Source organism: Cupriavidus sp. 21MJTG02-4 (genome assembly GCF_057798975.1).
In genome coordinates this window covers 49553-74695 of sequence record NZ_JBYOJP010000005.1, presented here as the reverse complement: position 1 = coordinate 74695, position 25143 = coordinate 49553, and the positions used below count along the sequence as shown (strand labels likewise).

Genomic DNA, 25143 nt, shown 5'->3' with positions numbered 1-25143 from the left:
TTGATTGCCCGTCTGGCAGCGCCGTGAAAGAGACTGGAACCACCATTGATGCCAACCGAACCCGCTTCCGTGCCCGACACCGCCGTTACCGCTTCCGTTGCTCCTGAAGCGCGGCCGGGACATCGATTCTCCGCCTGGCGCCAGGCTCTGCGCATGGCCCGGCGCGACTGGCTGGCCGGCGAGCTTTACCTACTGTTGTTTGCGCTGGTGCTGGCGGTCGCCGCGCTGACCAGCGTCGGCTTCCTGGCCGACCGCATGCGCCTGGGCCTGGAGCGAGACGCGCGGCAGATGATCGCGGCGGATGTGCTGCTGGTGTCCGACCACCCGTTCGATGCGGCGTTTGCCAACCATGCTGCCGAGGCCGGGATGGCGGTGGCACACACGGTAACCTTCCCGAGCATGGCGACGGCACGCCGTGCCGATGCTCCGGCCGGCGCGGAAGCGCCGAGCCAGCTCGCCGCGCTCAAGGCGGTCAGCCCTGCCTATCCGTTGCGGGGCAAGCTGAAGGTGGCCGCCGTGCCCGGCGGTCCGGAGCAGGCCGTTGAAGGCATTCCGGCGCCCGGCACGGTGTGGGTGGACGAGGCGCTGCTGGGCACGCTGGGGCTGCGTGTGGGGGATGCCCTGCAGCTTGGCAGCCGCACGTTCCGCATCGACCGTATCGTCACGCAGGAACTCGATCGCGGCGCGGGCTTCATGAACTTCGCACCGCGCGTGCTGATGCCGCTGTCCGATCTCGACAGCACCGGCCTGATCGGCTGGGGCAGCCGCGTGAGCTATCGCCTGCTGGTGGCGGGGCCCGACGCCGCGGGCCGTGCCTACCAGCGCTGGGCGGCGGGGGAGATCGACCGCCTCAAGCTGCGCAACACGCGCGTGGAATCGCTCGAATCGGGGCAGCCGCAAATGCGCGCGACGCTGGACCGCGCCGAGCGCTTCCTGTCGCTGGTCGCGGTGCTGTCGTCGATGATCGCCGCGGTGGCGATCGCGATGTCGGCGCGTCGTTATATGCAGCGGCATACCGACGCGTGCGCGGTCTACAAATGCATGGGGCTGTCGCGCCGGCAGATCCTGGCGGCCTTCGGCCTGGAGTTCCTGTTGCTCGGCGCGGCCGGGGCCACGGTGGGCGTGGTGCTGGGCTATCTGGCCCACTACGGGTTGCTGATGTCGCTGGGGGGGCTGCTGCAGGTCTCGCTGCCGCAGCCGTCGTTGTTGCCGGCGATCGTGGGCGTGCTGGCCGGGCTCGTGCTGCTGGCGGGCTTTGCGCTGCCACCGTTGCTCGCGCTGACGCGGATCGCGCCGTTGCGCGTGCTGCGCCGTGATATCGGGCCGCCCCCGGTGTCGGCGTGGGCAGCTTATGCGCTGGGCCTGGGTGCCTTCGTCGCGTTGTTGCTGGTGGCAGCGCGCGACCTGCGGCTCGGGCTCACCACTGCCGTCGGGTTTGCCGCGGCCGGTGCCGTGTTCGCGCTGCTGGCGCTCGTGCTGCTGATGCTGCTGTCGCGCGCGCTGCGCGGCCGGCTGTCGGGCCGCACCGCCGTGGGCTGGCGCTTCGCGCTGGCCGTGCTGGAGCGGCGCCGCGCCGTGACCGTGCTGCAGACCGTGGCGCTTGCGGTGGGCCTGATGGCGCTGCTGCTGCTCGGCATGACGCGCAACGACCTGGTCGATTCGTGGCGCAACGCGACACCCGCCGACGCGCCCAACCGCTTCATCATCAACATCCAGCCGGACCAGCGCGAGCCGTTGCGCGGCATGCTGGCCACGGCCGGCATCCATGACCTGCTGTATCCCATGGTGCGCGGACGCCTGACGCAAATCGGCGAACGACCGATCCGTGCGGACAGCTACGCCGAAGGCCGCGCGCGCAACCTGGTGGAGCGCGAATTCAACCTGTCCTATACCGACGCGCTGCCGGAAGGCAATCAGGTGGTGGCGGGGCACTGGCTCCATGGCACCGGCGCGGGGGCATCGGTCGAGGAAGGGATTGCCAAGACCCTTGGCATCCGCCTCGGCGATACCTTGCACTTCGATGTCGCCGGCCAGACCGTGCAGGCGCCCGTGACGTCGCTGCGCAAGCTCGACTGGGGATCGATGCGGGTCAATTTCTTCGTGATCCTGCCGCCGGCCGCCATGCACGGGCTGCCCGAGACCTATATCACCGCCTTCCACTTGCCGCCCGCGAGCGCGGCGCTTGGCAACCGGCTGGTTGCAGCGTTTCCCAACATCACCATGGTCAACACCGACCTGATCCTGCGGCAGATCCAGGCAGTGGTGGACCAGGTCATTGCCGCCGTGGAATTCCTCTTCGTCTTCACGCTGGCGGCGGGCATCACGGTGCTGTACGCGGCACTGTCGGGCGCGCGCGACGAGCGCATGCGCGATGCCGGCCTGCTCAAGGCACTCGGCGCTTCAGCCGCGCAGGTCAGGCAAACGCAGTATGCGGAATTCCTGGTGGTCGGCGGGCTGGCCGGCCTGCTGGCCAGTCTCGGTGCGATTGCGGTCGGCTGGGGGTTGTCCCAGTATGTCTTCGATTTCCCCTATCGCTTCAATCCGTGGATCGTGCCGACCGGCGTGGTTTCTGGCATGCTGTGCGCTTTTGCGGGCGGTTGGCTGGGCCTGCGCGATGTGCTGCGCCAGCCGGCGCTGGCGACATTGCGTGATGCATGAGGCTCCGGCTTTCCGACCACAGTTTGCGAGTATCTGAATGAGTACCGAACCCGAATCCACCGGCAAGGCCGGCACCGAAGTCACGGCCTTCGACCTGGTCGGCGGCGAAGCGCGCGTGCGCGAGCTGGTGGACCGCTTCTACGACCTGATGGACCTGGAGCCCGAGTTTGCCGGCCTGCGCGCAATCCATCCGCCTTCGCTCGACGGGTCGCGCGACAAGCTGTTCTGGTTCCTGTGCGGCTGGCTGGGCGGCCCCAATCATTTCATCGAGCGCTTCGGCCATCCGCGCCTGCGCGCGCGCCATATGCCGTTCGAGATCGGCGTCAGCGAGCGCGACCAGTGGATGCGTTGCATGGCGCTGGCGATGCAGGACATCGGCCTGTCCGAAGATTTGCAGCTGCGTCTGATGCAGGCCTTCTTCCAGACCGCCGACTGGATGCGCAACGTCGCCCGCTGAAGCGGCCCGGATCGCCCGAGAATCTTTTCAAGAAGGGGTAGGACGATGCAAGACAAGTTGCCCGAAGCCGCTCACGAACTGCTGGAGTTCTGGTTCGGCCATCATGGTTCGCCGGTCTGGAACACCGAGCGGCGTGAATGGTTCACCAAGTCCGCCGCGTTCGACGACGTGATCCGCTCACGCTTCCTGACCTTGTGGGAGACGGCCCACTCCGGCGACCCCGACGACGGCGAGGACTGGTGCGCCACGCACGAAGGCGCCTGCGCCCGCGTGGTGCTGCTGGACCAGTTCCCACGCAACCTGTTCCGCAACGACCCGCGCAGCTTTGCGACTGACGCCCAGGCACTGGCGCTGGCGCGGCGCATCGTTGAGGGCGGGATGGACCGAGAATTGCCGACCGGCTTTCACCGCATGTTCTGCTACCTGCCGTTCGAGCACTCGGAGTCGCTGCAGGACCAGGACGAAAGCGTCAGGCTGACGACGCGGTTGCGCGAGGAAACCGCCGGGAAGGTCGATGTGGTGGAGTGGGCGGAAAAGCACCGGGTGGTGATCGCCCGCTTCGGGCGCTTTCCGCACCGCAATGCCATCCTGGGCCGGCGCAGCACGCCGGAGGAACTGGCTTTCCTGAAGGAGCCGGGCTCGCGGTTCTGATGACGCGGCCTGCCCGGCACCGGACCCTGCGTCAGGTCTCGTCGCGGCGTTCCTGCCACTTGTCGACGATCTCGCGCGGGGCGTTGCCCAGCTTGCCCAGCAGCGCGGCAGGCGTGTCGGCCACGTGCAGCAGGTCGGCATGAACCTGCTTGAGGAATCCTTCCTGCGCCGCGTGCGACAGGAAGCCCAGCATGCCGTCATAGAAGCCCGCCACGTTGAGCAGCCCGACCGGCTTGGCATGGTAGCCGAGCTGCAGCCACGTGAAGGTCTCGAACAGCTCCTCGAACGTGCCCACGCCGCCGGGCATGGCGATAAAGGCATCGGCGCGGTCGGCCATCATCTGCTTGCGTTCGTGCATATTGCGCACCACGTGCAGTTCGGTCAGGCCGCGGTGGCCCACTTCCTTCTGCATCAGCGCGTCGGGGATGATGCCGATCGCGGTGCCGCCGTGCTCGAGCACGGCATCGGCCACGATGCCCATCAGGCCCACCTTGCCGCCGCCATAGACCAGCGACATGTCGTTTTCCACCAGCGCCTTGCCGAGCGCTCGGGCGGCCTGGGCATACTCGGGGCGGTTGCCGGGGCTGGAACCGCAATACACGCAAACGGATTTCACTTCTTGTCCTTGTCTGACGGGTTTTCCTGGGGCGCGCTGGACGCGGCGTATTCGCGCGCGCGCTGCTCGAACGCCGCGCGCGCGCGGCCGCGCAGGTACGGTGCCAGGATCGAAAAAATGTGATAGCTGGAGCCGTGCAGGTAGCCGCGGATCTGCGCGGGGTCGTTGTACTGGCGCGGATGCTGCACGAACTGGAACGACAGCCAGTAAGTAGCGAGCACGACCATGTTGGTACAGATCGCCTCGACCTGCTCCGGGGTCGCTTCCATCTCGCCATCTTCGATGAACTGGGTGCAGATCTCCAGCGCAAAGCGTTTCTTCTGCCCGACGATGCGCTTGAAGTTGGTCTCCAGCATGCGGTTGCGCGCCAGCAGATCGTTGATGTCCCGGTACAGGAAACGGTAGTTCCACAGGAACTCCGACATGTACTGCAGGTAGCCCCAACTCTCGTCCAGCGTGGCCTTGTGATCCTCGGGCAGCTTCAGGCGCCGTTCCATCTCCTGCTCGAAGCGCACGAAGATGGAATTGATGATGTCGTCCTTGTTGCGGAAGTGGTAGTAGAGATTGCCGGGGCTGATCTCCATGGCGTCCGCAATGGTCGTGGTGGTGACGTTGGGTTCGCCGACTTCGTTGAACAGGCGCAGCGAGACGTCGAGGATGCGGTCCCTGGTGCGGCGGGGACCGGTTTGCGGTTTGGGTTCCATGGGCGTCCGGGCGATCGGTGAATCGGGGCAGGGTAGCGATTATAAGCAATCGGCCCGGCATGCCTTTCGCCCTTGCGGCATCCAGCGCGGCGGCTCAGCCTGCCAGCTGTCGCAACCAGTGAACGAGGTGCGGCCCGGCAATCGCGATCCACGTGCCGCCGCAGAGGATCAGCGCCAGCATGACCGCGGCGCTGCCGAAATCCTTGGCGCGCTTGGACAGGCTGTGGCGCTCCAGCGAGATGCGGTCGATCGCCGCCTCGACGCTCGAGTTCAGCAACTCCACCATCAGCACCACCAGCAGCGTGCCCAGCAGCATGATGCGCTCGACCGTGCCGACCGGCAGCACGAATGCGCATGGCGCCAGGATTGCCACAAGCGTCAGCTCCTGGCGGAACGCGCTTTCCTCGAGAACGGCGTAGCGCAGTCCGGAAAAGGAGTTGATCGCGGCATGCCAGGCACGGGCCAGGCCGCGATTGCCCTTGTGCGGGTTCTGCTCGATCGAATAATCGTTACTTGGCGGGCGAGGTCCCTGCCCCCGCAGCGACGGGTCGGACGGCAGCGGCTGAGGTGGTTTCGGCATGGGTCTGTGGGGCGGGTTGGACAGGCACATCGTCCGCACTGCCGGTACTGCCGCCGGCCGAAAGCGGACGCAGGTGCGCCAGGAACTGCTCGGACGCGGCACGCCACGAGAACCGCTCGGCATGCGCGCGGGCGGACGCGCGGTCGATGCGCAGCGCTTCCAGGCAGGCTTCGCGCAAGTCTTCGTGCATTACGCCGGCCGGGCTGTCGCCAAGCACATCGATCGGGCCGGTCACGGGATAAGCCGCCACGGGCAGGCCGCTGGCCAGCGCTTCCAGCAGCACCAGTCCGAAGGTATCGGTGCGGCTGGGAAACACGAACACGTCAGCCGAAGCATACACCCTGGCCAATTCTGGCTGGCTCAGCACGCCGAGGTAGTTGGCACCCGGATAGCGCGCGCGCAGCGAGCCCAGCGCGGGGCCGTCGCCCACCACCCATTTGGAGCCCGGCAGGTCCAGCGCCAGGAAGGCCTCCACGTTCTTTTCCACGGCCACGCGGCCGACATAGAGGAAGATCGGATGCGCGGTGTTGAGCACGTTGACGCGTTGCGTCCTGAACACGTCCAGGTCCACGCCGCGCGTCCACAGCACGCAGTGTCCGATGCCGTAGCGCTGCAGGTCGTCCAGCACCACGGGCGTCGGCGCCATCACGGCTTGCGCGGGGCCGTGGAACCAGCGCAGGAAGCGGTACGTCCACGACAGCGGAATGCCGAAGCGGGCCTGCACGTACTCCGGGAAGCGCGTGTGGTAGGCCGTCGTGTACGGCATTTCGCGGCGCAGCGCGTAGCGGCGCGCGGCCATGCCCAGCGGACCTTCGGTGGCGATATGCAGCGCGTCCGGCGCAAAGTCGCGGATGCGTTGCGCCACGCGCGCCGACGGCAGCAGCGACAGGCGGATCTCGGGATAAGTCGGACACGGCACGGTGCGGAATTCCAGCGGCGTGATCATGTCCACCGTGTGGCCCATGGCCTCCAGCTCGCGGCGGGTCGACTTGAGCGTGCGCACCACGCCATTGACCTGCGGTTCCCAGGCATCGGTGACGATCAGGATCTTCATGCGGACTCCTCGGTGGTGTGACCGCGTTCTTGAAAAATTGGGGGATCGGGCCGGCGGTTTAGCCCGTGATGGCGGCCGCGCGACGGCGCTTGCGCGGCATGGCCTGCGGCGCGTCGAGCAGCGTGGTCCAGTAGACGATCTTGAGCTCGCCTTCCATGGTTTCGACCAGCGCCGACAGGCTTTCGACCCAGTCGCCGTCGTTGCAGTAGAGCTGGCCGTTCACGTCGCGGATCTCGGCCTTGTGGATGTGGCCGCAGACCACGCCGTCGCAGCCGCGCCGGCGCGCCTCGTCGACCATCGCGTGTTCGAACGAGCTGATGTAGTTCACCGCGTTCTTGACCTGGTGCTTCAGGTACTGCGACAACGACCAGTACGGGAAGCCGAGCCGTGCGCGGATGCGGTTGAAGTGGCGGTTCATCGCCAGGATCACCGTGTACAGCGAATCGCCGAGGTACGCGAGCCAGCGCGCGTGCTGCACCACGCCGTCGAACAGGTCGCCGTGCACGACCCACAGGCGCTTGCCGGAAGCCGTCACGTGGACGGCTTCCTCGCGCACCGTGATGTCGCCGAACGCCAGGCCGTCGAACTGCCGGGCGACTTCGTCGTGATTGCCGGGGACGTAGATGACCTCGGTGCCCTTGCGCGCCTTGCGCAGCAGCTTCTGCACCACGTCGTTGTGGCTCTGCGGCCAGTACCAGCCGCGCCGGAGCTGCCACCCGTCGATGATGTCGCCGACCAGGTAGAGCCGTTCGGATTCGTTGTGCTTGAGGAAATCGAGCAGGTAGTCGGCCTGGCAGCCGGCGGTGCCGAGGTGGATGTCGGACAGCCAGATCGCGCGGTACTGCTGGATCGGGTGCGGCTCGGGCGGGAAATGCTGGCTGGCATCGGACGGCGGTGCCAGCGCCGGCAGGGCGGGGGGCTCGGCCGGCGGCGGCACGAAGGCCGCGAGCGCGGCGATGCGCGACAAGACCTGCGAGAGTTCGGGATCAGGACTGCCACGCAGCCTGTGCGAGACTCCCGACAGAATTCCGAGTGCAGACCGGATTGCATGAACCATGGCGGCCCCGATGACGGCGATGGCTGCATTCAGCCAGTACGCCATGACGAAGCCGTGACGGAAACATGAATGACATATGAAACGTTGCCGCCATCCGACAGCACCGCCCGGGGATATCAGGGCGCGGTCGTGCGCAGGAAGGCCAGCGCGTCGAGCACGGCCGTGATGGCGCGCGGATCGCGCAGCAGCGATACGTGGCCAATGCCCGTCAGCGCCGTGTGCCGCGCGCCCTCGAGCCAACTGGTGCACGGCGGTCCGGCGATGGAATCGTGCCAGCTGAAGATCGACACCAGGCGCGTGCGCGAGAAAGGTGCCTCGGCTTCGGTCCGGGCCAGCGCCCCCAGCCAGGGGCTGCCGCAGCGCATCTGCCAGCTGTTGCGGCCTGCGCCGAAGCGTGCCAGGGCGCAGCCGTGGTGCGGGGTGCCAAGCGTGACGATTCCGACGCAGAGGTTCCCGCCGGCGCGCACCTGTGCCGCCCGCGCGACCAGCCCGCCCATGCTGTGGCATACCAGCAGCGGGGGCTGGCCTGTACGCGCATTGACCTGGCCGATATGCCGGCGCAGGGCGTCGGCATAGTCGTCGAGATCGCCCAGAACTGGCTCGAGGTCGATGGCTTCGCAGGGATAGCCGGATGCCGCCAGCGCGGGTTGCAGGTCCAGCCAGACGGCATGATTGCAAGCGTAGCCATGCACCAGCAGCACGGTAGGCATCGGGCGGGTGTCAAACGTTTCCGCGAGCTGCGCGTATCGGCGGTGAGAGCAGAACGGCTGCAGCCAGTTGAACATGCGGAAGACCGCAATGTACTCATTGGCGAAGCACCGGATGGCCTCGAGGGGCCGCAGCGGAAACCTGCCGCGGGCAAGCCCGGCCGGCGCGGTAGGAGGGCGCTGGTGGCGCGCCACGCCGGTACCGCGCAGCGTCATGGCGAAGGCCAGTCCGATGCCCAGGGCCAGTCCGGCCAGTACTGCCGCGATACCGGCGAGCAGTGCCGCCGGCCAGTTCCAGCCGGCGTATTGCGTCAGTAGCCAGCCGATTCCCGCCGCAGTGGCAGCCTGCAGCGTTACCGCCACGCGGCGCGCGCCGGCGGCGCTCAGGGTCATGGGCGCGGTGGCCGCAGGTCGGTCACGCGCGTGCGCGCCAGGCGGTCGTGCAGGAACTGGCGGCGCGGATCGAGCAAGGCCAGCAGGATCCACACGAAGAGCCCGCCGCAGAGCACGCCGACGAACGGGCCTTTCACCAGGCCGAGCCAATGCCCGAGCGCTGCCGAAGGCGGCAGCCACAGCCACGCCAGCACATAGCGCAGGGCGGCCTGCGGCCAGCGCGGCGGCTCACCCTGGGCGGTCTCGATCCGCATGCGCCAGGTCTGCATGGCCAGAGTCTGGCCGCTGCGCTGCCAGAACCAGGTGAAATAGAGTCCCATGACCACAAAGCTCCAACCCTGGATGGCATAGGGGTTGTCCAGGCCAAGCTGCTGCAGCATCGGGCGGATCAGCAGGAATAACGCCGTCGAGGCGCTCAACACGCCGAACAGCAGTACGCCCTCGTACAGCATGCAGGCGATGCGTCGACGTAGCGGTGGGGCGGACGGATGCGAGGAGACGGCGGGCGACGGAGCGAGGGTGGCGGCAGGCATGGCACGGAATCGGATGACCTTGGACAAGCGTTCCGGCGTGGCCGGGCCTGGCCCGGGCATGGGCGGAATCCGGCGATTATGCCAAATGGCTGTCCGTGGGGCGCTTTACTGCCGGATTGTGCTGTCGGCCTGGGTGGCGGCAGCGGCTTCGGACCCGCCTTCCGGTGCGGACGCGGGGGCTGCCGGAGCGTTTGCCGGCGGCGTTGCCGCCGCCGGGGCGGCCGGTGCGTCGGCGGTGCCGGCCCTGGCAGCCGCCGCCGAGGCCGGCTTTGCCGTCAGTGCGGCAGCCTTCTTGTCCTGGCGAATCTGGTGGCTGGTGTCACTGGGCAGGCGTTTGCCGCTGGGCAGCGCACTGACCGCGCCAGGCCTGCGCGGCACGCGCTCGGCGGCCGCCAGCTTCTTCTTCTGCTCTTCGGGCAACTGCTGGTACTTGTCCCAGGCCTCGGCTTTCTTCTCCGCCGGCACGGCTCGCGTGATCTGGTAGTTTTCGCGCGCCAGGCGGCGTTGCTGCGGCGTCATCTTGACCCACTCGGCCATCCGCGTCTGCAGCCGTGCCTGTTCATCCGGCGAAAATTTCGGATAGCGTTCGGCAATACGCAGCCACTTGCGCCGGTTGAGTTCGGGCAGCGTGTCCCACAGCGGCTGCAGCGGCCCCAGGATGCGCTGCTGGACCGGTGTCAGTTCCGACCAGGCCGGGCGTGCATTGACAGCCGGCGTGGCCTGCGGCGCCGACACCGGGCCCTGCGCATAGGCGGTGGGCGGTGTCAGGCACCAGACGGCGGCGGCACAGAAACCCGACAGCAGCAGGGTTTCCAGCCGGCGGCGGATTGCGTCGGGGCGGGAAGTCGCGCGGGCCATGTCTATTGCCCGCGCTTCAGGAACACGTGGAAGCCCTGGTCGGCGTATGCCGTGGGGGGAAGGTCGTCGAGCAGCATGGCGGCATCGATGTCCGCCAGTTCCTCGACACGCTTCTGTTGCTGCCAGTGATAGATGCCGATCAGGCCGGCGCCGAGCGCGACCAGGGCCCAGACCAGCGCGCCCCGCTTCAGCCAGCTGCCGACCCGGTGCAAGGCAGAATCGTCTTCGTCGTCGAACGACGGCGCGTGATGGCCGGTCGGCATGGCGAATTGCGGTGCGCGCACCGGCGCCTCGGCCTTCTTGTGGGCCAGCGCCATACGGCGCGCAGCGGCCAGCCGCTCGCTCACATCGGCCGGCAAATTGTCGGTCGATGCGTCAAGTGCAGCGCGAACCTCATGCGCGAAGCGTAGTTCCTGAATTTCTCTGTCGTTTCTGCTCATAGTCGAACCCCCCGTGCGCGCAATGCTTGCGCCAGGGTATGCGTGGCACGGGAACAGTGCGTCTTGACGCTGCCTTCTGAGCACCCCATGACCGCGGCGGTTTCGGCGACGTCCATATCCTCCCAGTAACGCATCAGGAATGCCTCGCGTTGACGCGTGGGCAGACGCTGGATTTCCTGCTCGATGATATGCATCACCTGTGCCCGCTCGACCTTGTCGGCGCTGCTCTCGGCCAGCTCCGATCCGGGCTGGGCTTCGAGTGTATCGAGCAGGTCGTTGTCGTCGCCGTCGCGTTCGTCGCGCAGGCTCGAGAACAGCGACACCCAGGTATTGCGTACCTTCTGGCGGCGGAAATGGTCGTGAATCGTGTTTTGCAGAATGCGCTGGAACAGCGGGGGCAATTCCGCGGCGCTCTTGTCGCCGTATTTTTCCGCCAGCTTGATCATGGCGTCCTGGACGATGTCCAGCGCCGCTTCGTCGTCGCGCACGGCAAAGACCGCCTGCTTGAAGGCGCGCCGCTCGACGCTGGCGAGAAAGTCGGACAGTTCCTGGTCGGTAGCCATGCAGGCGGGTGAAAACGATATCTCTGTGCTGGCGGATGTGCTGCGAACGGCTCGCGGCGTAGCCGGAGTGGTGCGATGCTAGCAAAAAACAAGTGGCCATGACCACTTCTGTATTGTCCCTAATACAAGAACCCCTCTGCAAAATGGCGGCGGGGCGACACAAAAGATCGTAGACCGCGCTGATGCATTGCAGTATCATCGACGGTTCACACGACATCAGTGGTTGTCTCATCAGGCCGCTTATGAGGCGGTCTCCCATGCAGACGCGCATCGCTTGAACCCGTGCCACAAGCCCGGCAGAGAGCATCCAAACAATTTTTTGCCGAAAATTGCAAAGGACTGAAATGAACATGCCCAGCGCGGAATTCTCCCACGCAGACAGCAATTCATCTGCCGCACCCGAAATGATCGGTGCGGAAATTCTCGTTCACGCACTAGCCGAAGAAGGCGTTGAATACGTCTGGGGTTATCCCGGCGGCGCAGTGCTGTATATCTACGACGAGCTTCACAAGCAAACGAAATTCGAGCACATCCTGGTGCGCCACGAGCAGGCCGCGGTTCACGCCGCAGACGGCTATGCGCGGGCAACCGGCAAGGTGGGCGTCGCCCTGGTGACCTCCGGTCCCGGCGTGACCAATGCCGTCACGGGCATTGCCACCGCGTATCTCGACTCGATCCCGATGGTGGTGATCACCGGCAACGTGCCGACCCACGCGATCGGCCAGGATGCCTTCCAGGAATGCGATACCGTCGGGATCACCCGGCCGATCGTCAAGCACAACTTCCTCGTGAAGGACGTGCGCGACCTCGCATCGACCATCAAGAAGGCGTTCTATATTGCCTCCACCGGCCGTCCGGGCCCGGTAGTCGTGGACATCCCCAAGGATGTCTCGCGCAACACCTGCAAGTACGAGTACCCCAAGTCGATCGACATGCGCTCGTACAGCCCGGTGAACAAGGGGCATTCGGGCCAGATCCGCAAGGCCGTGGCGCTGCTGCAGGGCGCGGAGCGTCCGTACATCTACGCCGGCGGCGGCGTGGTGCTGGCCAATGCCAGCGAGGAACTGCGCCAGCTGGCTGCCCTCACGGGCCACCCGGTCACCAACACGTTGATGGCCCTGGGCGCGTTCCCGGGCAGCAGCAAGCAGTTCGTCGGCATGCTCGGCATGCACGGCACGTATGAAGCCAATATGGCCATGCAGGACTGCGACGTGCTGATCGCCATTGGCGCGCGTTTCGATGACCGCGTGATCGGCAATCCGGGACACTTTGCCTCGCAGGCGCGCAAGATCATCCATATCGACATCGACCCGTCGTCGATCTCGAAGCGCGTGAAGGTGGACATCCCCATCGTCGGCAACGTCAAGGACGTGCTGCAGGAACTGATTGCCCAGCTCCAGGCCAGCGACGTCAAGCCCAAGCGCGAGGCCCTGGCCAAGTGGTGGGAACGCATCGAGCAATGGCGTTCGGTGGACTGCCTCAAGTACGACCGTAGCTCCGAGATCATCAAGCCGCAGTACGTGGTCGAGAAGATCTGGGAACTGACCAAGGGCGATGCCTTCATCTGCTCCGACGTCGGCCAGCACCAGATGTGGGCCGCGCAGTTCTACAAGTTCAACGAGCCGCGCCGCTGGATCAACTCCGGTGGCCTGGGCACGATGGGCGTGGGCCTGCCGTACGCCATGGGCATCAAGAAGGCGTTCCCGGAGAAGGAAGTCGTCACCATCACCGGTGAGGGCTCGATCCAGATGTGTATCCAGGAACTGTCGACCTGCCTGCAGTACGACACCCCGGTCAAGATCTGCTCGCTCAACAACGGCTACCTGGGCATGGTGCGCCAGTGGCAGGAAATCGAGTACGACAACCGCTACTCGCATTCCTACATGGATGCACTGCCTGACTTCGTGAAACTGGCCGAGGCCTATGGCCATATCGGCATGCGCGTGGAAAAGACGTCCGACGTCGAGCCGGCGCTGCGCGAGGCCTTCCGCCTGAAGGACCGAACCGTGTTCCTGGACTTCCAGACCGATCCCACCGAAAACGTCTGGCCGATGGTCCAGGCGGGCAAGGGCATTTCCGAAATGCTGCTCGGCGCGGAGGACCTGTAATGCGACACATCATTTCGGTCCTGCTGGAAAACGAACCGGGCGCGCTGTCGCGCGTGGTTGGCCTGTTCTCGGCCCGCGGCTACAACATCGAGACGCTGACGGTGGCGCCCACCGAAGACGCATCGCTGTCGCGCATGACCATCGTCACGACCGGTTCGGATGACGTGATCGAACAGATCACCAAGCACCTGAACCGCCTTGTGGAAGTGGTGAAGGTGGTCGACCTGACCGAAGGCGCGCACATCGAGCGCGAGCTGATGCTCGTGAAAGTGCGCGCGGTCGGCAAGGAGCGCGAGGAAATGAAGCGCACCGCCGACATCTTCCGTGGCCGCATCATCGACGTTACCGAGAAGACCTACACCATCGAGCTGACCGGCGCTGGCGTCAAGCTCGATGCGTTTCTCGATGCCATCGACCGCACCGCCATCCTCGAGACCGTCCGTACCGGCGGCTCGGGCATTGGCCGCGGCGAGCGCATCCTGAAGGTCTGAACGGACGTCCCGCACGCACGCTGAAAGTTAGTATCCCCCCGGGCGGCGCGATCCGGACGCACACGATGCGCCTGATGATGCCGCCTCCTCATACAAAGATAGAGACTGAAGGAATTATCATGAAAGTGTTTTACGACAAGGACGCCGACCTCTCCCTCATCAAGGGCAAGAACGTCACCATCATCGGCTACGGCTCGCAAGGCCATGCCCACGCGCTGAACCTGAAGGACTCGGGCGTGAACGTGACGGTTGGCCTGCGCAAGAGCGGCGCGTCGTGGAACAAGGCCGTCAACGCCGGCCTGCAGGTGAAGGAAGTGGCCGAGGCCGTGAAGGGCGCCGACGTGGTCATGATCCTGCTGCCGGACGAGCAGATCGCGGACGTGTACAAGAACGAAGTGCACGCCAACATCAAGGAAGGCGCCGCGCTGGCCTTCGCCCACGGCTTCAACGTGCACTACGGTGCCGTGGTGCCGCGCGCCGACCTGGACGTGATCATGATCGCGCCGAAGGCCCCGGGCCACACCGTGCGTGCCACGTACAGCCAGGGTGGCGGCGTGCCGCACCTGATCGCCGTGCACCAGGACAAGTCCGGCGCCGCCCGTGACATCGCCCTGTCGTACGCCACCGCCAACGGCGGCGGCCGTGCCGGCATCATCGAGACCAACTTCCGCGAAGAAACGGAAACCGACCTGTTCGGCGAACAAGCGGTGCTGTGCGGCGGTACCGTCGAGCTGATCAAGGCTGGCTTCGAAACGCTGGTGGAAGCCGGCTACGCGCCGGAAATGGCCTACTTCGAGTGCCTGCACGAGCTGAAGCTGATCGTCGACCTGATCTACGAAGGCGGCATCGCCAACATGAACTACTCGATCTCGAACAACGCCGAATACGGCGAATACGTCACCGGCCCGCGCGTCGTGACCGAAGAGACCAAGAAGGCCATGAAGCAGTGCCTGAAGGACATCCAGACCGGCGAGTACGCCAAGAGCTTCCTGCTGGAAAACAAGGCTGGCGCCCCGACCCTGTCGTCGCGCCGCCGCCTGAACGCCGAGCACCAGATCGAAGTCGTGGGCGAGAAGCTGCGCGCCATGATGCCGTGGATCGCCAAGAACAAGATGGTCGACCAGTCGAAGAACTAAGCTGCCTGCCAGCTTGAGGGCCGTGCCGCCCGATGGGTGGCGCGGTCACAGCCGTTCAGTGTCTCGTGGATGCCTTCTATAGTGGGAAGGGATTCACGGGGCCTGAACGGCTTTTTGTTATCCTTGTCAGACTTTGGGCGGAGCATGCCTTATCCTGCTCTGCTTCGGTGCCGTCGGGCCCGCCAGTGGCCGCGTCTGCCGCAGTTGAGTGCGCGATCGTGCCTTTTCTTTTCCATCAAACAAGCACTGCATGAACTATCCTCATCCGCTGATCGCCCGTGAAGGCTGGCCATTCCTGGCCGGCGCCTTTCTTATCTCGCTGCTGGTCCATGCCAGCGCGGGTTTCTGGTGGGCATTGCCGTTGTGGATCATCACGCTGTTCGTGCTCCAGTTCTTCCGTGATCCGCCGCGCCCGATTCCCGCGCAACCGAATGCCGTGCTGGCACCCGCCGACGGGCGCATCGTCTCGGTGGAAAAGGTCCAGGATCCCTATGCTGGCCGTGAGGCGCTGAAGATCAGCGTGTTCATGAACGTGTTCAACGTGCATTCGAACCGCGCTTCGATCGACGGCCAGGTCGAGAAGCTCGAATACTTTCCGGGCAAGTTCGTCAACGCGGACCTGGACAAGGCTTCGACGGAAAATGAACGCAACGCGGTGGTGATCCGCCGCGCTGCCGATGGCCAGATCGTGACGCTGGTGCAGGTGGCTGGCCTCGTGGCACGTCGCATCCTGTGCTACACCCGCGTCGGCGAAAACCTGGCGCGCGGCCAGCGCTATGGTTTTATCCGTTTCGGTTCCCGGGTGGACGTCTACCTGCCGCTGAATGCGCGGCCGCGTGTCACCATCGGCGAAAAGGTGTCGGCATCGTCGACGGTCCTCGCCGAGCTGGATGAACTGAAGTAAGCGACAACCAGACAGGAGCGCTGTAATGGTTGCCTTCCATCGACGCAACAAGCGGAACACCAACGGCAACGTGACGCACCTGCGTCCGTTCCGCCACAACCAGCTGCGCGGCGCGGATGACCTGGACGACGATGCCGCGGATGACCAGGACATCATCTACGAGCGCCCGCGCCGCCGCGGTATCTACCTGCTGCCGAATGCGTTCACTACGGCAGCGCTGTTCGCCGGCTTCTTCGCCATCGTGCAGGCCATGAACATGCGCTTCGACGTGGCGGCCATTGCCATCTTCGCGGCGATGGTGCTCGATGGCATGGACGGGCGCGTGGCGCGCATCACCAATACGCAGAGCGCGTTCGGCGAACAGTACGATTCGCTCTCGGACATGACCTCGTTCGGCGTGGCGCCAGCCCTGGTGATGTACGAATGGATCCTGCATGACCTCGGCAAATGGGGCTGGATCGCGGCCTTTGTCTATTGCACGTGCGCGGCCCTCCGGCTGGCGCGCTTCAATGCCAATATCGGCGTGGTCGACAAGCGCTTCTTCCAGGGGCTGCCGAGCCCGGCGGCCGCGGCGCTGGTCGCCGGTTTTGTCTGGCTGGTGATCGACAACAAACTGCCGGTCAAGGAACTGTGGATGCCGTGGGTGGCGTTCGGCATCACGTTGTATGCCGGGCTGTCGATGGTGTCGAATGCGCCGTTCTACAGCGGCAAGGCGCTCGATGTCCGGTACCGCGTGCCGTTCGGCATGATGGTGCTGGTACTGGTTCTGTTCGTGCTGGTGTCGACCGATCCGCCGGTCGCCCTGTTTGCACTGTTTGTCGCCTATGCGATTTCCGGCTACGTACTGTGGGCCTGGCGCGGCATTCACGGCCAGCCCGGGGTGGCCAAGCGGGCGCGCGATAGCGGCAATCACTAGTTGATGCGAAGGGGAAGGGCGCTGCGGCGCCCTTCGTGCTTTGCAGCGGGACGCTGCACCACCGGTTCCGGATTGCCATGGCAGCCACCATGGCATGCATTCTGTGTTTCCACTCACCGTCAGGAGGATGTCATGGGCATGTTCGACTTCATCAAGGAAGCGGGGGAAAAGCTGTTCGGCACCGGCGAGGCCAAGGCCGCGCAGGCCGCCGCGACGGCCGACGCATCGGCCGAGAACGTGGATGCGGCCAACCGCGCTGCCGGCGATGCCATCGAGGCGTACATCAAGCAGATGGGTCTCGATGCCACGGGCCTGATGGTGCAGGTGGATGGCTCCCAGGGGCTGGTGACCGTGTTCGGCGTGGCGCCCGACCAGGCTACGCGGGAAAAGATCGTCCTGTGCTGCGGTAACGTTCAAGGCGTGGACAAGGTCGAGGACAAGATGTCGGTCAACGTCGAGTCGTCCGAGTCGCAGTGGCACACCGTGGTCAAGGGCGACACGCTGTGGGCGATCTCGCAGGCGGCCTACGGCAACGGCGCCGAGTACAACCGCATCTTCGAGGCCAACACGCCAATGCTGTCTCACCCCGACAAGATCTACCCGGGCCAGAAACTGCGGATTCCTCCGAAGGGCTGAAACCGGCGCCGACCGTGCCCGTGATTACCCGTCTTGCATGGGCGCGGCAACTCCGCTATATTCCTTGCCATGATTTCGCGCCAAGCCCTACTCGCCCGCACCACCCTAGGTGGCCTACTAGGCCATCAGGTCGGGACGCGCGTGCGCTAAGGCTACCCATACCTTAGCGCGGAATCACCAAGGAATTTTCCAACGCCCCGGCCTGCATCGATGCACGCCGGGGCGTTTTGCATTCCCGCATCAGGAATGCGCGAAACAGGCGGTACCCGGCGGCACGATGGCGGGGACAGCACACGATAAAGCCCAGGAGCACCACAATGTCTGACAAACTCATCATTTTCGACACCACCTTGCGCGATGGCGAGCAGTCGCCCGGCGCCTCGATGACGCGCGAGGAAAAGATCCGCATTGCGAAGCAGCTGGAGCGGCTGAAGGTCGACGTGATCGAGGCTGGCTTCGCGGCAAGCTCCAACGGCGACTTCGAAGCCATCCGTTCGATTGCCCAGGTCGTCAAGGATTCGACCATCTGCTCGCTGGCCCGCGCCAACGACAAGGACATCGCCCGCGCGGCCGAAGCGCTCAAGCCCGCCAATTCGTTCCGTATCCACACGTTCATCGCCACCTCGGCGCTGCACATGGAAAAGAAGCTGCGCATGACGCCTGACCAGGTGTATGAGCAGGCCCGCCTGGCCGTGCGCTTTGCGCGCCAGTTCACGGACGATATCGAGTTCTCGCCGGAAGACGGCAGCCGCTCGGACATGGATTTCCTGTGCCGCGTGCTCGAAGGCGTGATCGCCGAAGGGGCGACCACTATCAACCTGCCGGATACCGTGGGTTATGCCGTGCCGGAAGGCTATGCCGGCCTGATCCGTTCGGTGCGCGAGCGTATCCCCAACTCCGACAAGGCCGTGTGGTCGGTCCATTGCCACAATGACCTCGGCATGGCGGTGGCGAACTCGCTGGCAGCCGTGAAGCTCGGCGGCGCCCGCCAGATCGAGTGCACGATCAACGGCCTGGGCGAGCGTGCCGGCAATACCAGTCTCGAAGAAGTCGTGATGGCCGTGAAGACGCGCCGCGACTACTTCAATCTCGACGTCGGCGTCGATACCTCGCAGATCGTGCCGGCCTCGAAGCTGGTGTCGCAGATCACCGGTTTCGTGGTCCAGCCGAACAAGGCCGTGGTCGGCGCCAATGCGTTCGCGCATGCCTCGGGCATCCACCAGGACGGCGTGCTGAAGGCGCGCGACACCTACGAGATCATGCGCGCGGAAGATGTGGGCTGGACCGCCAACAAGATCGTGCTGGGCAAGCTGTCGGGCCGCAACGCGTTCAAGCAGCGCCTGCAAGAGCTCGGTGTCGAGCTCGAAAGCGAAGCCGAGGTCAATGCCGCCTTCGGCCGCTTCAAGGAACTGGCCGACCAGAAGGCCGAGATCTTCGACGAAGACATCATGGCCATCGTCTCGAACGAGGCCCAGCATGACGCCAACGAGCACTATCGCTTCATCTCGCTGTCGCAGCGGTCCGAAACCGGCGAGCGCCCGCATGCCCGCGTGGTGTTCAATATGGACGGCCAGGAACAGGCTGGCGAAGGCGAGGGCAACGGTCCGGTGGATGCCACGCTGCACGCGATCGAGTCGCAGGTGAACAGCGGTGCAGAGATGGTGCTGTACTCGGTGAACGCCATCACCGGCGGAACCGAGGCGCAGGGCGAGGTGACAGTGCGTCTGTCCAAGGCCGGCCGTATTGTCAACGGTGTCGGTACCGACCCGGACATCGTGGCGGCCTCGGCCAAGGCCTACCTGGCCGCGCTGAACAAACTGCACGACAAGGCCGTTCAGAAGATCAACCCGCAGATCTGATTTTCAGACCCGCATCCTGGCGCCGTTCCTATCCCGAGCAGCGCCGGCGGCGAAGGGCCTACCGGCCTGAACGCCCGAACCAGCCCGCCGGCCATCAAACATGGTCCGCGGGCTGTTTTCATGTAAAGGCGCCAGCGTAGGCGCAGACTTCGCGATGCATGGGCCGAAAATACTGATCGTTGCCGAGAACATTCGACAAATCCGCGCATCGGCTCTGCATTTCGGCTGGGAACGGCGCGGCATTCTGATTTGCCGCAGCGCGGGCGCTGCCTTACCATGCGCCCTTTCGTGGAGGCATGGCATGTGGAATCAGGCGAAGGGTTGGCTGGCGGTTGGCCTCATGTGGTTGGCAGTGGGGGCCCAGGCGCAAGAGCCCATTCGGCTCGGCATGATCGACGGGCTGTCCGGGCCGTTCGCCAATGCCGGCGATGCCGTGGTCCGGAACCTGCGCATCGCGATCGAGCGGATCAATGCTCGGGGCGGCGTGAAGACGGCTCAGGGCAAGCGCCCGATGGAGCTGGTGACCTTCGACAGCAAGGGCAATGTCGACGAAAGCCTGATTCAGTTCCGCGGGCTCGTGGACAAGGGCATTCCTTTTGTCCTGCAAGGCAACAGTTCGGCGGTGGCGAGCGCGCTGGTGGCCGCAATCAACCGGCATAACGCCCGGCAGCCCGACGCCCGGGTACTGTTCCTGAACTATTCGGCCGTCGACCCGAGCCTGACCAACGAGAATTGCAGCTTCTGGCATTTCCGCTTCGACGCCAGCGCCGACATGCGCATGCAGGCACTGGCCGAAGTCATCCGGCAGGACCGCGCGGTGCGCCGCGTGTACCTGGTCAACCAGGACTACAGCTTCGGCCATCAGGTGTCGCGCTCCGCGCGCGAGATGCTGGCGGCCAAGCGCCCGGACCTGCAGTTTGTCGGCGATGAATTCCACCCGATCGGCAAGATCAAGGACTTTGCGCCCTACATCGCCAAGATCAAGGCCAGCGGGGCCGACGCGGTGGTGACCGGAAACTGGGGCAATGACCTGACGCTGATGGTCAAGGCTGCGCGCGAAGGCGGCCTGCAGGCCAAGTTCTATACCTTCTACGGCAATGGACTTGGCGCACCCGCCGCAATGGGGGATGCCGGCGTGGGCCGTGTGCTCGCCGTGGCGGAATGGCACCCGAACGTCGGTGGGGCCGCCTCGGACGCCTTCTACGAGCAGTTCCGCGCCCGCTACCCGGAGCCGAGGGACGATTACGTGCACCTGCGCATGCAGATGATGGTGGAAATGCTGGCGCGCGCGATTGAAAAGGCCGGCTCGACCGATGCCGTGCAGGTAGCCCGCGCGCTGGAGAACATGCGATATGTCAACGACTTCCACGAGGCCACCGTGCGCGCCGACGACCATCAGGTGCTGCAGCCGCTTTATGTCTCGGTCATGGAGCGGCAGGGCGGCGAAGTACGATTCGACAACGAGGGCTCCGGCTACGGCTTCCGCACGGTGCGCAAGCTCAAGACCGCCCAGACCACGCTGCCGACGACGTGCCGTATGCAGCGCCCATAGTGAGTCGAGTCAGGGAAGAGGAAGGCGGGCTGGCCCCCGGAAAGGCTTTCCGCTATAATCCGCGGCTGTCGTCATCCGGCATTCCCGGCGTGAGGGCAGATGCCAGTTTATGCATGGCACGACGCAAGCGGCGCATCCCGCGCTGTGGCGTTCGCAAGTAAAAGGAAATCATCATGGCATTCGCCAATATCAACAAATCTGAAGTCATTCAGCAGTTCGCCCGTGGCGCCAACGACACTGGCAGCCCCGAAGTGCAGGTGGCCCTGCTGACCACCCGCATTAACGAACTGACCCCGCACTTCAAGGCCAACATGAAGGACCACCACAGCCGCCGCGGCCTGCTGCGCATGGTGAGCCGTCGTCGTCGCCTGCTGGACTACCTGAAGTCCAACGACGCTGATCGTTACCGCGCCCTGATCGAAAAGCTGGGCCTGCGCAAGTAAGGATTGGCTGGCATGGCAGCGCGATTCCAGGGTTTGCACGGTTTCGCGTGACGCCTCGATGCCTGCTTCAGCATTGCTGGGGCAGGCATTTTGCATTTCTGGCGGGGCAATTCATGCCCGGTCCGCAATGCAGTAATACTTGAGTGATCTTCGCTTCACTGGACTTGAGGGGATTCCGATTCGCCGGTCCCCCCCGTTGCGGCAAGCCCTGCAACGGAGTAAGTTGCTCTTTTTCATGGTTTTCAATATCCGGATCGGCCAAGGAAACGGGGTTTTGTGTCATTCCAGCGCGGCATCGGCAACTGTGCCGCGCTGGAATGGCATAGCACTTCCCTGCAACTGCGACCGTTTCCGGCAGTTAGCCTGCGGCTGAGAACGCAGGCGGCGCACGCCGAGCAATGATTCCGGCGTGCACGCAAGACAAGGAATGCAAATGTCCATGTTCAACAAAGTAGTCAAGCAGTTCCAGTGGGGCCAACATTCGGTCCGTATGGAGACCGGTGAAATCGCCCGCCAGGCTGGTGGCGCGGTGCTGGTCGACGTGGAAGACACCGTCGTGCTAGCGACCGTTGTCGCCGCCAAGAGCCCGAAGGCCGGCCAGGACTTCTTCCCGCTGACCGTCGACTACATCGAAAAGACCTACGCTGCCGGCAAGATCCCCGGCGGCTTCTTCAAGCGTGAAGGCCGTCCGTCGGAAAACGAGACCCTGACCTCGCGCCTGATCGACCGTCCGCTGCGTCCGCTGTTCCCGGAAGGCTTCTACAACGACGTACAAGTAGTCGTGCACGTGGTGTCGCTGAACCCGGACGTGCCGGCTGACATCCCTGCGCTGATCGGTGCGTCGGCCGCGCTGGCCGTCTCGGGCATCCCGTTCAGCGGTCCGGTGGGCGCTGCCCGCGTCGGCTACAAGGACGGCCAGTACCTGCTGAACCCGACCCGTTCGCAAATGGCGACTTCGGACCTCGACCTGATCGTCGCCGGTACCGAGCGCGCTGTGCTGATGGTGGAATCGGAAGCGAACCAGCTGTCGGAAGAAGTGATGCTTGGCGCCGTGGTGTATGGCCACGAGCAGATGCAAACCGCGATCAATGCGATCCACGAACTGGTCCGTGACGGCGGCAAGCCGGAGTGGGACTGGGCCGCTGCGCCGAAGAACGAAGCGCTGATCGCCAAGGTCACCGAAGTGGCGCTGCCGCTGCTGCAAGAAGCCTACCAGCTGCGCCAGAAGTCGGCCCGCAGCCAGAAGCTGAAGGAAGTGTCCGCCAACGTGGCAGCCGCGCTGGCAGCCGCCGGCGTGGAAGCCGACAAGGTGGAAGTCGGCAACATCATGTTCGACCTGGAAGCCAAGATCGTGCGCGGCCAGGTGCTGGCAGGCGAGCCGCGTATCGACGGCCGCGACACCCGCACCGTGCGCCCGATCGAGATCCGCTCGTCGGTCCTGCCGCGTGCCCACGGTTCGGCGCTGTTCACCCGCGGCGAGACCCAGGCGCTGGTGGTGGCTACGCTCGGTACCAAGAGCGACGAGCAGATCATCGATGCGCTGGCCGGTGAATACCGCGACCGCTTCATGCTCCACTACAACATGCCTCCGTTCGCCACCGGCGAAACCGGTCGCGTGGGCAGCCCGAAGCGCCGCGAAATCGGCCACGGCCGCCTGGCCAAGCGCGCACTGATCCCGGTGCTGCCGAAGGACGACGAGTTCGCCTATACCATTCGCCTGGTTTCGGAAATCACCGAATCCAACGGTTCGTCGTCGATGGCTTCGGTCTGCGGCGGCTGCCTGGCACTGATGGACGCCGGCGTTCCGGTCAAGGCGCATGTGGCAGGCGTGGCCATGGGCCTGATCCTGGAAGGCAACAAGTTCGCCGTGCTGACCGACATCCTCGGTGACGAAGACCACCTCGGCGACATGGACTTCAAGGTCGCGGGTACCGACAACGGCATCACCGCACTGCAGATGGACATCAAGGTGCAGGGCATCACCAAGGAAATCATGCAGGTTGCCCTGGCGCAGGCCAAGGAAGGCCGCCTGCATATCCTGGGCGCAATGCACAGCGCCATGGGCCACGCCCGCACCGAACTGTCGGCGCACGCTCCGCGCATGATCACGATGAAGATCCATCCGGACAAGATCCGCGAAGTGATCGGCAAGGGCGGCTCGACCATCCAGGCGCTGACCAAGGAAACCGGCACCACCATCGACATCCAGGAAGACGGCACCATCACCATCGCCTCGACCTCGACCGATGGCATGGCCGAAGCCAAGCGCCGCATCGAAGGCATCACCGCCGAAGCCGAAGTGGGCAAGATCTACAACGGCACGGTGCTGAAGCTGCTGGACTTCGGCGCGATCGTGAACATCCTGCCGGGCAAGGACGGTCTGCTGCATATCTCGGAAATCGTCAACGAGCGCGTGAAGGACATCAAGGACTGGCTGAAGGAAGGCCAGCAACTGCGCGTCAAGCTGATCCAGGCTGACGAGAAGGGCCGTCTGCGCCTGTCGCTGAAGGCTGCGCTGGCGGAAGAGGGTGGCAGCATCAGCCCGCAGACCCACGCCGAAGCAGCACCGGCTCCGGCCGCTCCGTCGGACCAGCAGCAGTAAGCTGAATCCGGTGCCGCCATCCGGCGGTATTGAAGAAAAAGCGGCTGGCGATGTCCAGCCGCTTTTTTGTTTACACTGCCGGGCAACCCAATTGAGCGACCGCTCTCACCGACACGCCGCGATGGCCTCAATGCGTCGCGCGCGAGACCAAGAAAAGGAGCAGCAATGCAAGCCATCGAGATTCGCGAATACGGTGCGCCCGAAGTCCTGCAGGAGACGCAACGCCCCGACCCAGTAGCCGGTGCGGGCGAGATCCTGATCCGCGTGGCCGCGGCCGGCGTCAATCGCCCCGACGTGTTCCAGCGCACCGGCAACTATCCGGTACCGCCCGGCGCGTCAGACCTGCCTGGCCTCGAAGTGGCTGGCGTCGTGGTCGGTGGGGACCTCTCTCATGCGGATAACCGCTTCGGGCTCAAGGTTGGCGATCGCGTCTGCGCGCTCGTGCAGGGCGGCGGCTACGCGCAACTGTGCACGGCGCCGGTGGCCCAGTGTCTGCCGGCCCCGAAGGGCCTCAGCGATATCGAAGCCGCGGCGCTGCCGGAAACCTTCTTCACCGTGTGGAGCAATGTGTTCGACCGCGGCTACCTGGGCCAGGGCCCGCGCGGCAAGGACGAGACGCTGCTGATCCAGGGCGGCTCCAGCGGCATCGGTACAACCGCGATCCAGATTGCCAAGGCGCTCGGCTACAAGGTGTTCGTCACGGCCGGCAGCGACGAGAAATGCAAGGCCTGCGAGGATCTCGGCGCAGACCGTGCCATCAACTACAAGACCCAGGATTTCGTTGCCGAAGTGGCCACGCTGACCGCCGGCAAGGGCGTCGACGTGATCCTCGACATGGTGGCCGGCTCCTATCTGGGCCGTGAGCTGAAGTGCATTGCCGACGACGGTCGCATCGTTATCATCGCGCTGCTCGGTGGCGCCAAGGCGGAGATTCCCCTGGGCGATATCCTGCGCCGCCGTATCACGGTCACGGGCTCCACCCTGCGTCCGCGGTCAGCGGCATTCAAGGGGCAGATCGCCCAGGCCCTGCATCAGCAGGTGTGGCCGCTGCTCGAGGCGGGCAAGATCAAGCCGGTGATCCACAAGGTCTTTCCGGCGGCCCAGGCGGCCGAAGCCCATCGGCTGATGGAATCCAGCGAGCACATCGGCAAGATCGTCCTGACCTGGTAAGGGGCCTTGAAACGTTGCCGCGCCGGCCTGGTCGCGCGCGGTAGCGCCGGTCCCC

General features: G+C 65.1%; 24 protein-coding genes. 14 read left to right on the top strand and 10 right to left on the bottom strand.

Annotated features, from left to right (window positions below; genetic code table 11):
- Window positions 1–48 precede the first annotated feature (48 nt).
- Genes AC3FKH_RS12000 through AC3FKH_RS11990 form a run of 3 tightly spaced genes read left to right on the top strand, consistent with a single transcriptional unit; the run spans window position 49 to window position 3766 of the window.
- Window positions 49–2658 carry an ABC transporter permease gene (locus AC3FKH_RS12000; RefSeq protein ID WP_488675755.1) on the top strand — a complete coding sequence of 870 codons (2610 nt, stop codon included), beginning with the start codon at window positions 49–51 and terminating at the stop codon, window positions 2656–2658.
- 37 nt (window positions 2659–2695) lie between these two features.
- Window positions 2696–3115 (top strand): group II truncated hemoglobin, encoded by a 420-nt coding sequence (locus tag AC3FKH_RS11995; RefSeq protein ID WP_483710896.1) that lies wholly within the window; start codon window positions 2696–2698, stop codon window positions 3113–3115.
- 45 nt (window positions 3116–3160) lie between these two features.
- The gene (locus AC3FKH_RS11990) at window positions 3161–3766 is read left to right on the top strand and encodes a DUF924 family protein (RefSeq protein ID WP_488675753.1); all 606 of its coding nucleotides are present in this window, start codon (window positions 3161–3163) and stop codon (window positions 3764–3766) included.
- A 31-nt stretch (window positions 3767–3797) separates the two neighbouring features.
- Here AC3FKH_RS11990 and AC3FKH_RS11985 read toward each other — a convergent pair whose 3' ends face one another.
- The 10 genes from AC3FKH_RS11985 to AC3FKH_RS11940 all read right to left on the bottom strand — a co-directional run bounded on the left by AC3FKH_RS11985 (window position 3798) and on the right by AC3FKH_RS11940 (window position 11271).
- Window positions 3798–4382 (bottom strand): LOG family protein, encoded by a 585-nt coding sequence (locus AC3FKH_RS11985; RefSeq protein ID WP_488675752.1) that lies wholly within the window; start codon window positions 4380–4382, stop codon window positions 3798–3800.
- Window positions 4379–5086 (bottom strand): TetR/AcrR family transcriptional regulator, encoded by a 708-nt coding sequence (locus AC3FKH_RS11980; protein WP_488675750.1) that lies wholly within the window; start codon window positions 5084–5086, stop codon window positions 4379–4381. Before AC3FKH_RS11980 ends, AC3FKH_RS11985 begins: the two co-directional genes overlap by 4 nt.
- Before the next feature lie 94 nt (window positions 5087–5180).
- A complete protein-coding gene (locus AC3FKH_RS11975) occupies window positions 5181–5666 on the bottom strand; it encodes a diacylglycerol kinase (RefSeq protein WP_488675748.1) in 486 nt (161 codons plus the stop codon).
- Window positions 5596–6720, bottom strand: a complete 1125-nt coding sequence (locus AC3FKH_RS11970) for a glycosyltransferase family 4 protein (protein WP_488675747.1) — start codon at window positions 6718–6720, stop codon at window positions 5596–5598. The genes AC3FKH_RS11975 and AC3FKH_RS11970 overlap by 71 nt, the downstream gene beginning before the upstream one ends.
- Window positions 6721–6778: 58 nt before the next feature.
- The gene (locus AC3FKH_RS11965) at window positions 6779–7777 is read right to left on the bottom strand and encodes a UDP-2,3-diacylglucosamine diphosphatase (protein WP_488676271.1); all 999 of its coding nucleotides are present in this window, start codon (window positions 7775–7777) and stop codon (window positions 6779–6781) included.
- A 116-nt stretch (window positions 7778–7893) separates the two neighbouring features.
- A complete protein-coding gene (locus AC3FKH_RS11960) occupies window positions 7894–8877 on the bottom strand; it encodes a lipase family alpha/beta hydrolase (RefSeq protein ID WP_488675745.1) in 984 nt (327 codons plus the stop codon).
- Window positions 8874–9410 (bottom strand): RDD family protein, encoded by a 537-nt coding sequence (locus tag AC3FKH_RS11955; RefSeq protein WP_488675743.1) that lies wholly within the window; start codon window positions 9408–9410, stop codon window positions 8874–8876. The genes AC3FKH_RS11960 and AC3FKH_RS11955 overlap by 4 nt, the downstream gene beginning before the upstream one ends.
- Window positions 9411–9515: 105 nt before the next feature.
- Window positions 9516–10268, bottom strand: a complete 753-nt coding sequence (locus tag AC3FKH_RS11950) for a DUF3106 domain-containing protein (protein WP_488675741.1) — start codon at window positions 10266–10268, stop codon at window positions 9516–9518.
- A 2-nt stretch (window positions 10269–10270) separates the two neighbouring features.
- Entirely contained in the window at window positions 10271–10708 is a 438-nt protein-coding gene (locus AC3FKH_RS11945) for a DUF3619 family protein (protein WP_488675740.1), read from the bottom strand.
- Window positions 10705–11271 (bottom strand): RNA polymerase sigma factor, encoded by a 567-nt coding sequence (locus AC3FKH_RS11940; RefSeq protein ID WP_483710907.1) that lies wholly within the window; start codon window positions 11269–11271, stop codon window positions 10705–10707. The genes AC3FKH_RS11945 and AC3FKH_RS11940 overlap by 4 nt, the downstream gene beginning before the upstream one ends.
- Window positions 11272–11615: 344 nt before the next feature.
- On the opposite strand from AC3FKH_RS11940, the gene AC3FKH_RS11935 reads away from it, so the two are divergent.
- From AC3FKH_RS11935 to AC3FKH_RS11885, 11 genes are all read left to right on the top strand, one after another.
- Entirely contained in the window at window positions 11616–13379 is a 1764-nt protein-coding gene (locus AC3FKH_RS11935) for an acetolactate synthase 3 catalytic subunit (RefSeq protein ID WP_483710908.1), read from the top strand.
- The gene (gene ilvN, locus AC3FKH_RS11930) at window positions 13379–13870 is read left to right on the top strand and encodes an acetolactate synthase small subunit (protein ID WP_483710909.1); all 492 of its coding nucleotides are present in this window, start codon (window positions 13379–13381) and stop codon (window positions 13868–13870) included. Before AC3FKH_RS11935 ends, ilvN begins: the two co-directional genes overlap by 1 nt.
- A gap of 119 nt (window positions 13871–13989) precedes the next feature.
- The gene (gene ilvC, locus AC3FKH_RS11925) at window positions 13990–15006 is read left to right on the top strand and encodes a ketol-acid reductoisomerase (RefSeq protein WP_483710910.1); all 1017 of its coding nucleotides are present in this window, start codon (window positions 13990–13992) and stop codon (window positions 15004–15006) included.
- Between the two features lie 250 nt (window positions 15007–15256).
- On the top strand, window positions 15257–15910 hold the full coding sequence (locus AC3FKH_RS11920) for a phosphatidylserine decarboxylase (protein ID WP_488675738.1): 654 nt from the start codon (window positions 15257–15259) through the stop codon (window positions 15908–15910).
- Between the two features lie 25 nt (window positions 15911–15935).
- Window positions 15936–16826 (top strand): CDP-diacylglycerol--serine O-phosphatidyltransferase, encoded by an 891-nt coding sequence (gene pssA / locus AC3FKH_RS11915; protein WP_488675736.1) that lies wholly within the window; start codon window positions 15936–15938, stop codon window positions 16824–16826.
- Window positions 16827–16958: 132 nt separating this feature from the next.
- Window positions 16959–17462, top strand: coding sequence for a peptidoglycan-binding protein LysM (gene lysM / locus AC3FKH_RS11910; RefSeq protein WP_488675735.1), 504 nt, complete (start codon window positions 16959–16961; stop codon window positions 17460–17462).
- A 317-nt stretch (window positions 17463–17779) separates the two neighbouring features.
- On the top strand, window positions 17780–19321 hold the full coding sequence (locus AC3FKH_RS11905) for a 2-isopropylmalate synthase (RefSeq protein ID WP_488675733.1): 1542 nt from the start codon (window positions 17780–17782) through the stop codon (window positions 19319–19321).
- 301 nt (window positions 19322–19622) lie between these two features.
- On the top strand, window positions 19623–20873 hold the full coding sequence (locus AC3FKH_RS11900; protein WP_488675732.1) for a branched-chain amino acid ABC transporter substrate-binding protein: 1251 nt from the start codon (window positions 19623–19625) through the stop codon (window positions 20871–20873).
- Between the two features lie 173 nt (window positions 20874–21046).
- A complete protein-coding gene (gene rpsO / locus AC3FKH_RS11895; RefSeq protein ID WP_483710916.1) occupies window positions 21047–21316 on the top strand; it encodes a 30S ribosomal protein S15 in 270 nt (89 codons plus the stop codon).
- 433 nt (window positions 21317–21749) lie between these two features.
- On the top strand, window positions 21750–23918 hold the full coding sequence (gene pnp, locus AC3FKH_RS11890; RefSeq protein ID WP_488675730.1) for a polyribonucleotide nucleotidyltransferase: 2169 nt from the start codon (window positions 21750–21752) through the stop codon (window positions 23916–23918).
- A 165-nt stretch (window positions 23919–24083) separates the two neighbouring features.
- Window positions 24084–25088: an NAD(P)H-quinone oxidoreductase gene (locus AC3FKH_RS11885; protein WP_488675729.1), complete on the top strand. Its 1005-nt coding sequence runs from the start codon at window positions 24084–24086 to the stop codon at window positions 25086–25088.
- Window positions 25089–25143: the final 55 nt, after the last annotated feature.

Excerpts from the sequence above, each read along its gene's own strand:
- AC3FKH_RS11935 (WP_483710908.1), top strand. The coding sequence starts at position 11,616 with ATGAACATGCCCAGCGCGGAATTCTCCCACGCAGACAGCAATTCATCT.
- AC3FKH_RS11955 (WP_488675743.1), bottom strand. The coding sequence starts at position 9,410 with ATGCCTGCCGCCACCCTCGCTCCGTCGCCCGCCGTCTCCTCGCATCCG.
- rpsO (WP_483710916.1), top strand. The coding sequence starts at position 21,047 with ATGGCATTCGCCAATATCAACAAATCTGAAGTCATTCAGCAGTTCGCC.
- AC3FKH_RS11970 (WP_488675747.1), bottom strand. The coding sequence starts at position 6,720 with ATGAAGATCCTGATCGTCACCGATGCCTGGGAACCGCAGGTCAATGGC.
- AC3FKH_RS11995 (WP_483710896.1), top strand. The coding sequence starts at position 2,696 with ATGAGTACCGAACCCGAATCCACCGGCAAGGCCGGCACCGAAGTCACG.
- pnp (WP_488675730.1), top strand. The coding sequence starts at position 21,750 with ATGTCCATGTTCAACAAAGTAGTCAAGCAGTTCCAGTGGGGCCAACAT.
- AC3FKH_RS11965 (WP_488676271.1), bottom strand. The coding sequence starts at position 7,777 with ATGGTTCATGCAATCCGGTCTGCACTCGGAATTCTGTCGGGAGTCTCG.
- AC3FKH_RS11990 (WP_488675753.1), top strand. The coding sequence starts at position 3,161 with ATGCAAGACAAGTTGCCCGAAGCCGCTCACGAACTGCTGGAGTTCTGG.
- AC3FKH_RS11885 (WP_488675729.1), top strand. The coding sequence starts at position 24,084 with ATGCAAGCCATCGAGATTCGCGAATACGGTGCGCCCGAAGTCCTGCAG.
- AC3FKH_RS11945 (WP_488675740.1), bottom strand. The coding sequence starts at position 10,708 with ATGAGCAGAAACGACAGAGAAATTCAGGAACTACGCTTCGCGCATGAG.
- ilvN (WP_483710909.1), top strand. The coding sequence starts at position 13,379 with ATGCGACACATCATTTCGGTCCTGCTGGAAAACGAACCGGGCGCGCTG.
- AC3FKH_RS11975 (WP_488675748.1), bottom strand. The coding sequence starts at position 5,666 with ATGCCGAAACCACCTCAGCCGCTGCCGTCCGACCCGTCGCTGCGGGGG.
- AC3FKH_RS11940 (WP_483710907.1), bottom strand. The coding sequence starts at position 11,271 with ATGGCTACCGACCAGGAACTGTCCGACTTTCTCGCCAGCGTCGAGCGG.
- AC3FKH_RS11920 (WP_488675738.1), top strand. The coding sequence starts at position 15,257 with ATGAACTATCCTCATCCGCTGATCGCCCGTGAAGGCTGGCCATTCCTG.
- pssA (WP_488675736.1), top strand. The coding sequence starts at position 15,936 with ATGGTTGCCTTCCATCGACGCAACAAGCGGAACACCAACGGCAACGTG.
- AC3FKH_RS11900 (WP_488675732.1), top strand. The coding sequence starts at position 19,623 with ATGTGGAATCAGGCGAAGGGTTGGCTGGCGGTTGGCCTCATGTGGTTG.
- ilvC (WP_483710910.1), top strand. The coding sequence starts at position 13,990 with ATGAAAGTGTTTTACGACAAGGACGCCGACCTCTCCCTCATCAAGGGC.
- AC3FKH_RS11980 (WP_488675750.1), bottom strand. The coding sequence starts at position 5,086 with ATGGAACCCAAACCGCAAACCGGTCCCCGCCGCACCAGGGACCGCATC.
- AC3FKH_RS11950 (WP_488675741.1), bottom strand. The coding sequence starts at position 10,268 with ATGGCCCGCGCGACTTCCCGCCCCGACGCAATCCGCCGCCGGCTGGAA.
- lysM (WP_488675735.1), top strand. The coding sequence starts at position 16,959 with ATGGGCATGTTCGACTTCATCAAGGAAGCGGGGGAAAAGCTGTTCGGC.
- AC3FKH_RS11905 (WP_488675733.1), top strand. The coding sequence starts at position 17,780 with ATGTCTGACAAACTCATCATTTTCGACACCACCTTGCGCGATGGCGAG.
- AC3FKH_RS11960 (WP_488675745.1), bottom strand. The coding sequence starts at position 8,877 with ATGACCCTGAGCGCCGCCGGCGCGCGCCGCGTGGCGGTAACGCTGCAG.
- AC3FKH_RS12000 (WP_488675755.1), top strand. The coding sequence starts at position 49 with ATGCCAACCGAACCCGCTTCCGTGCCCGACACCGCCGTTACCGCTTCC.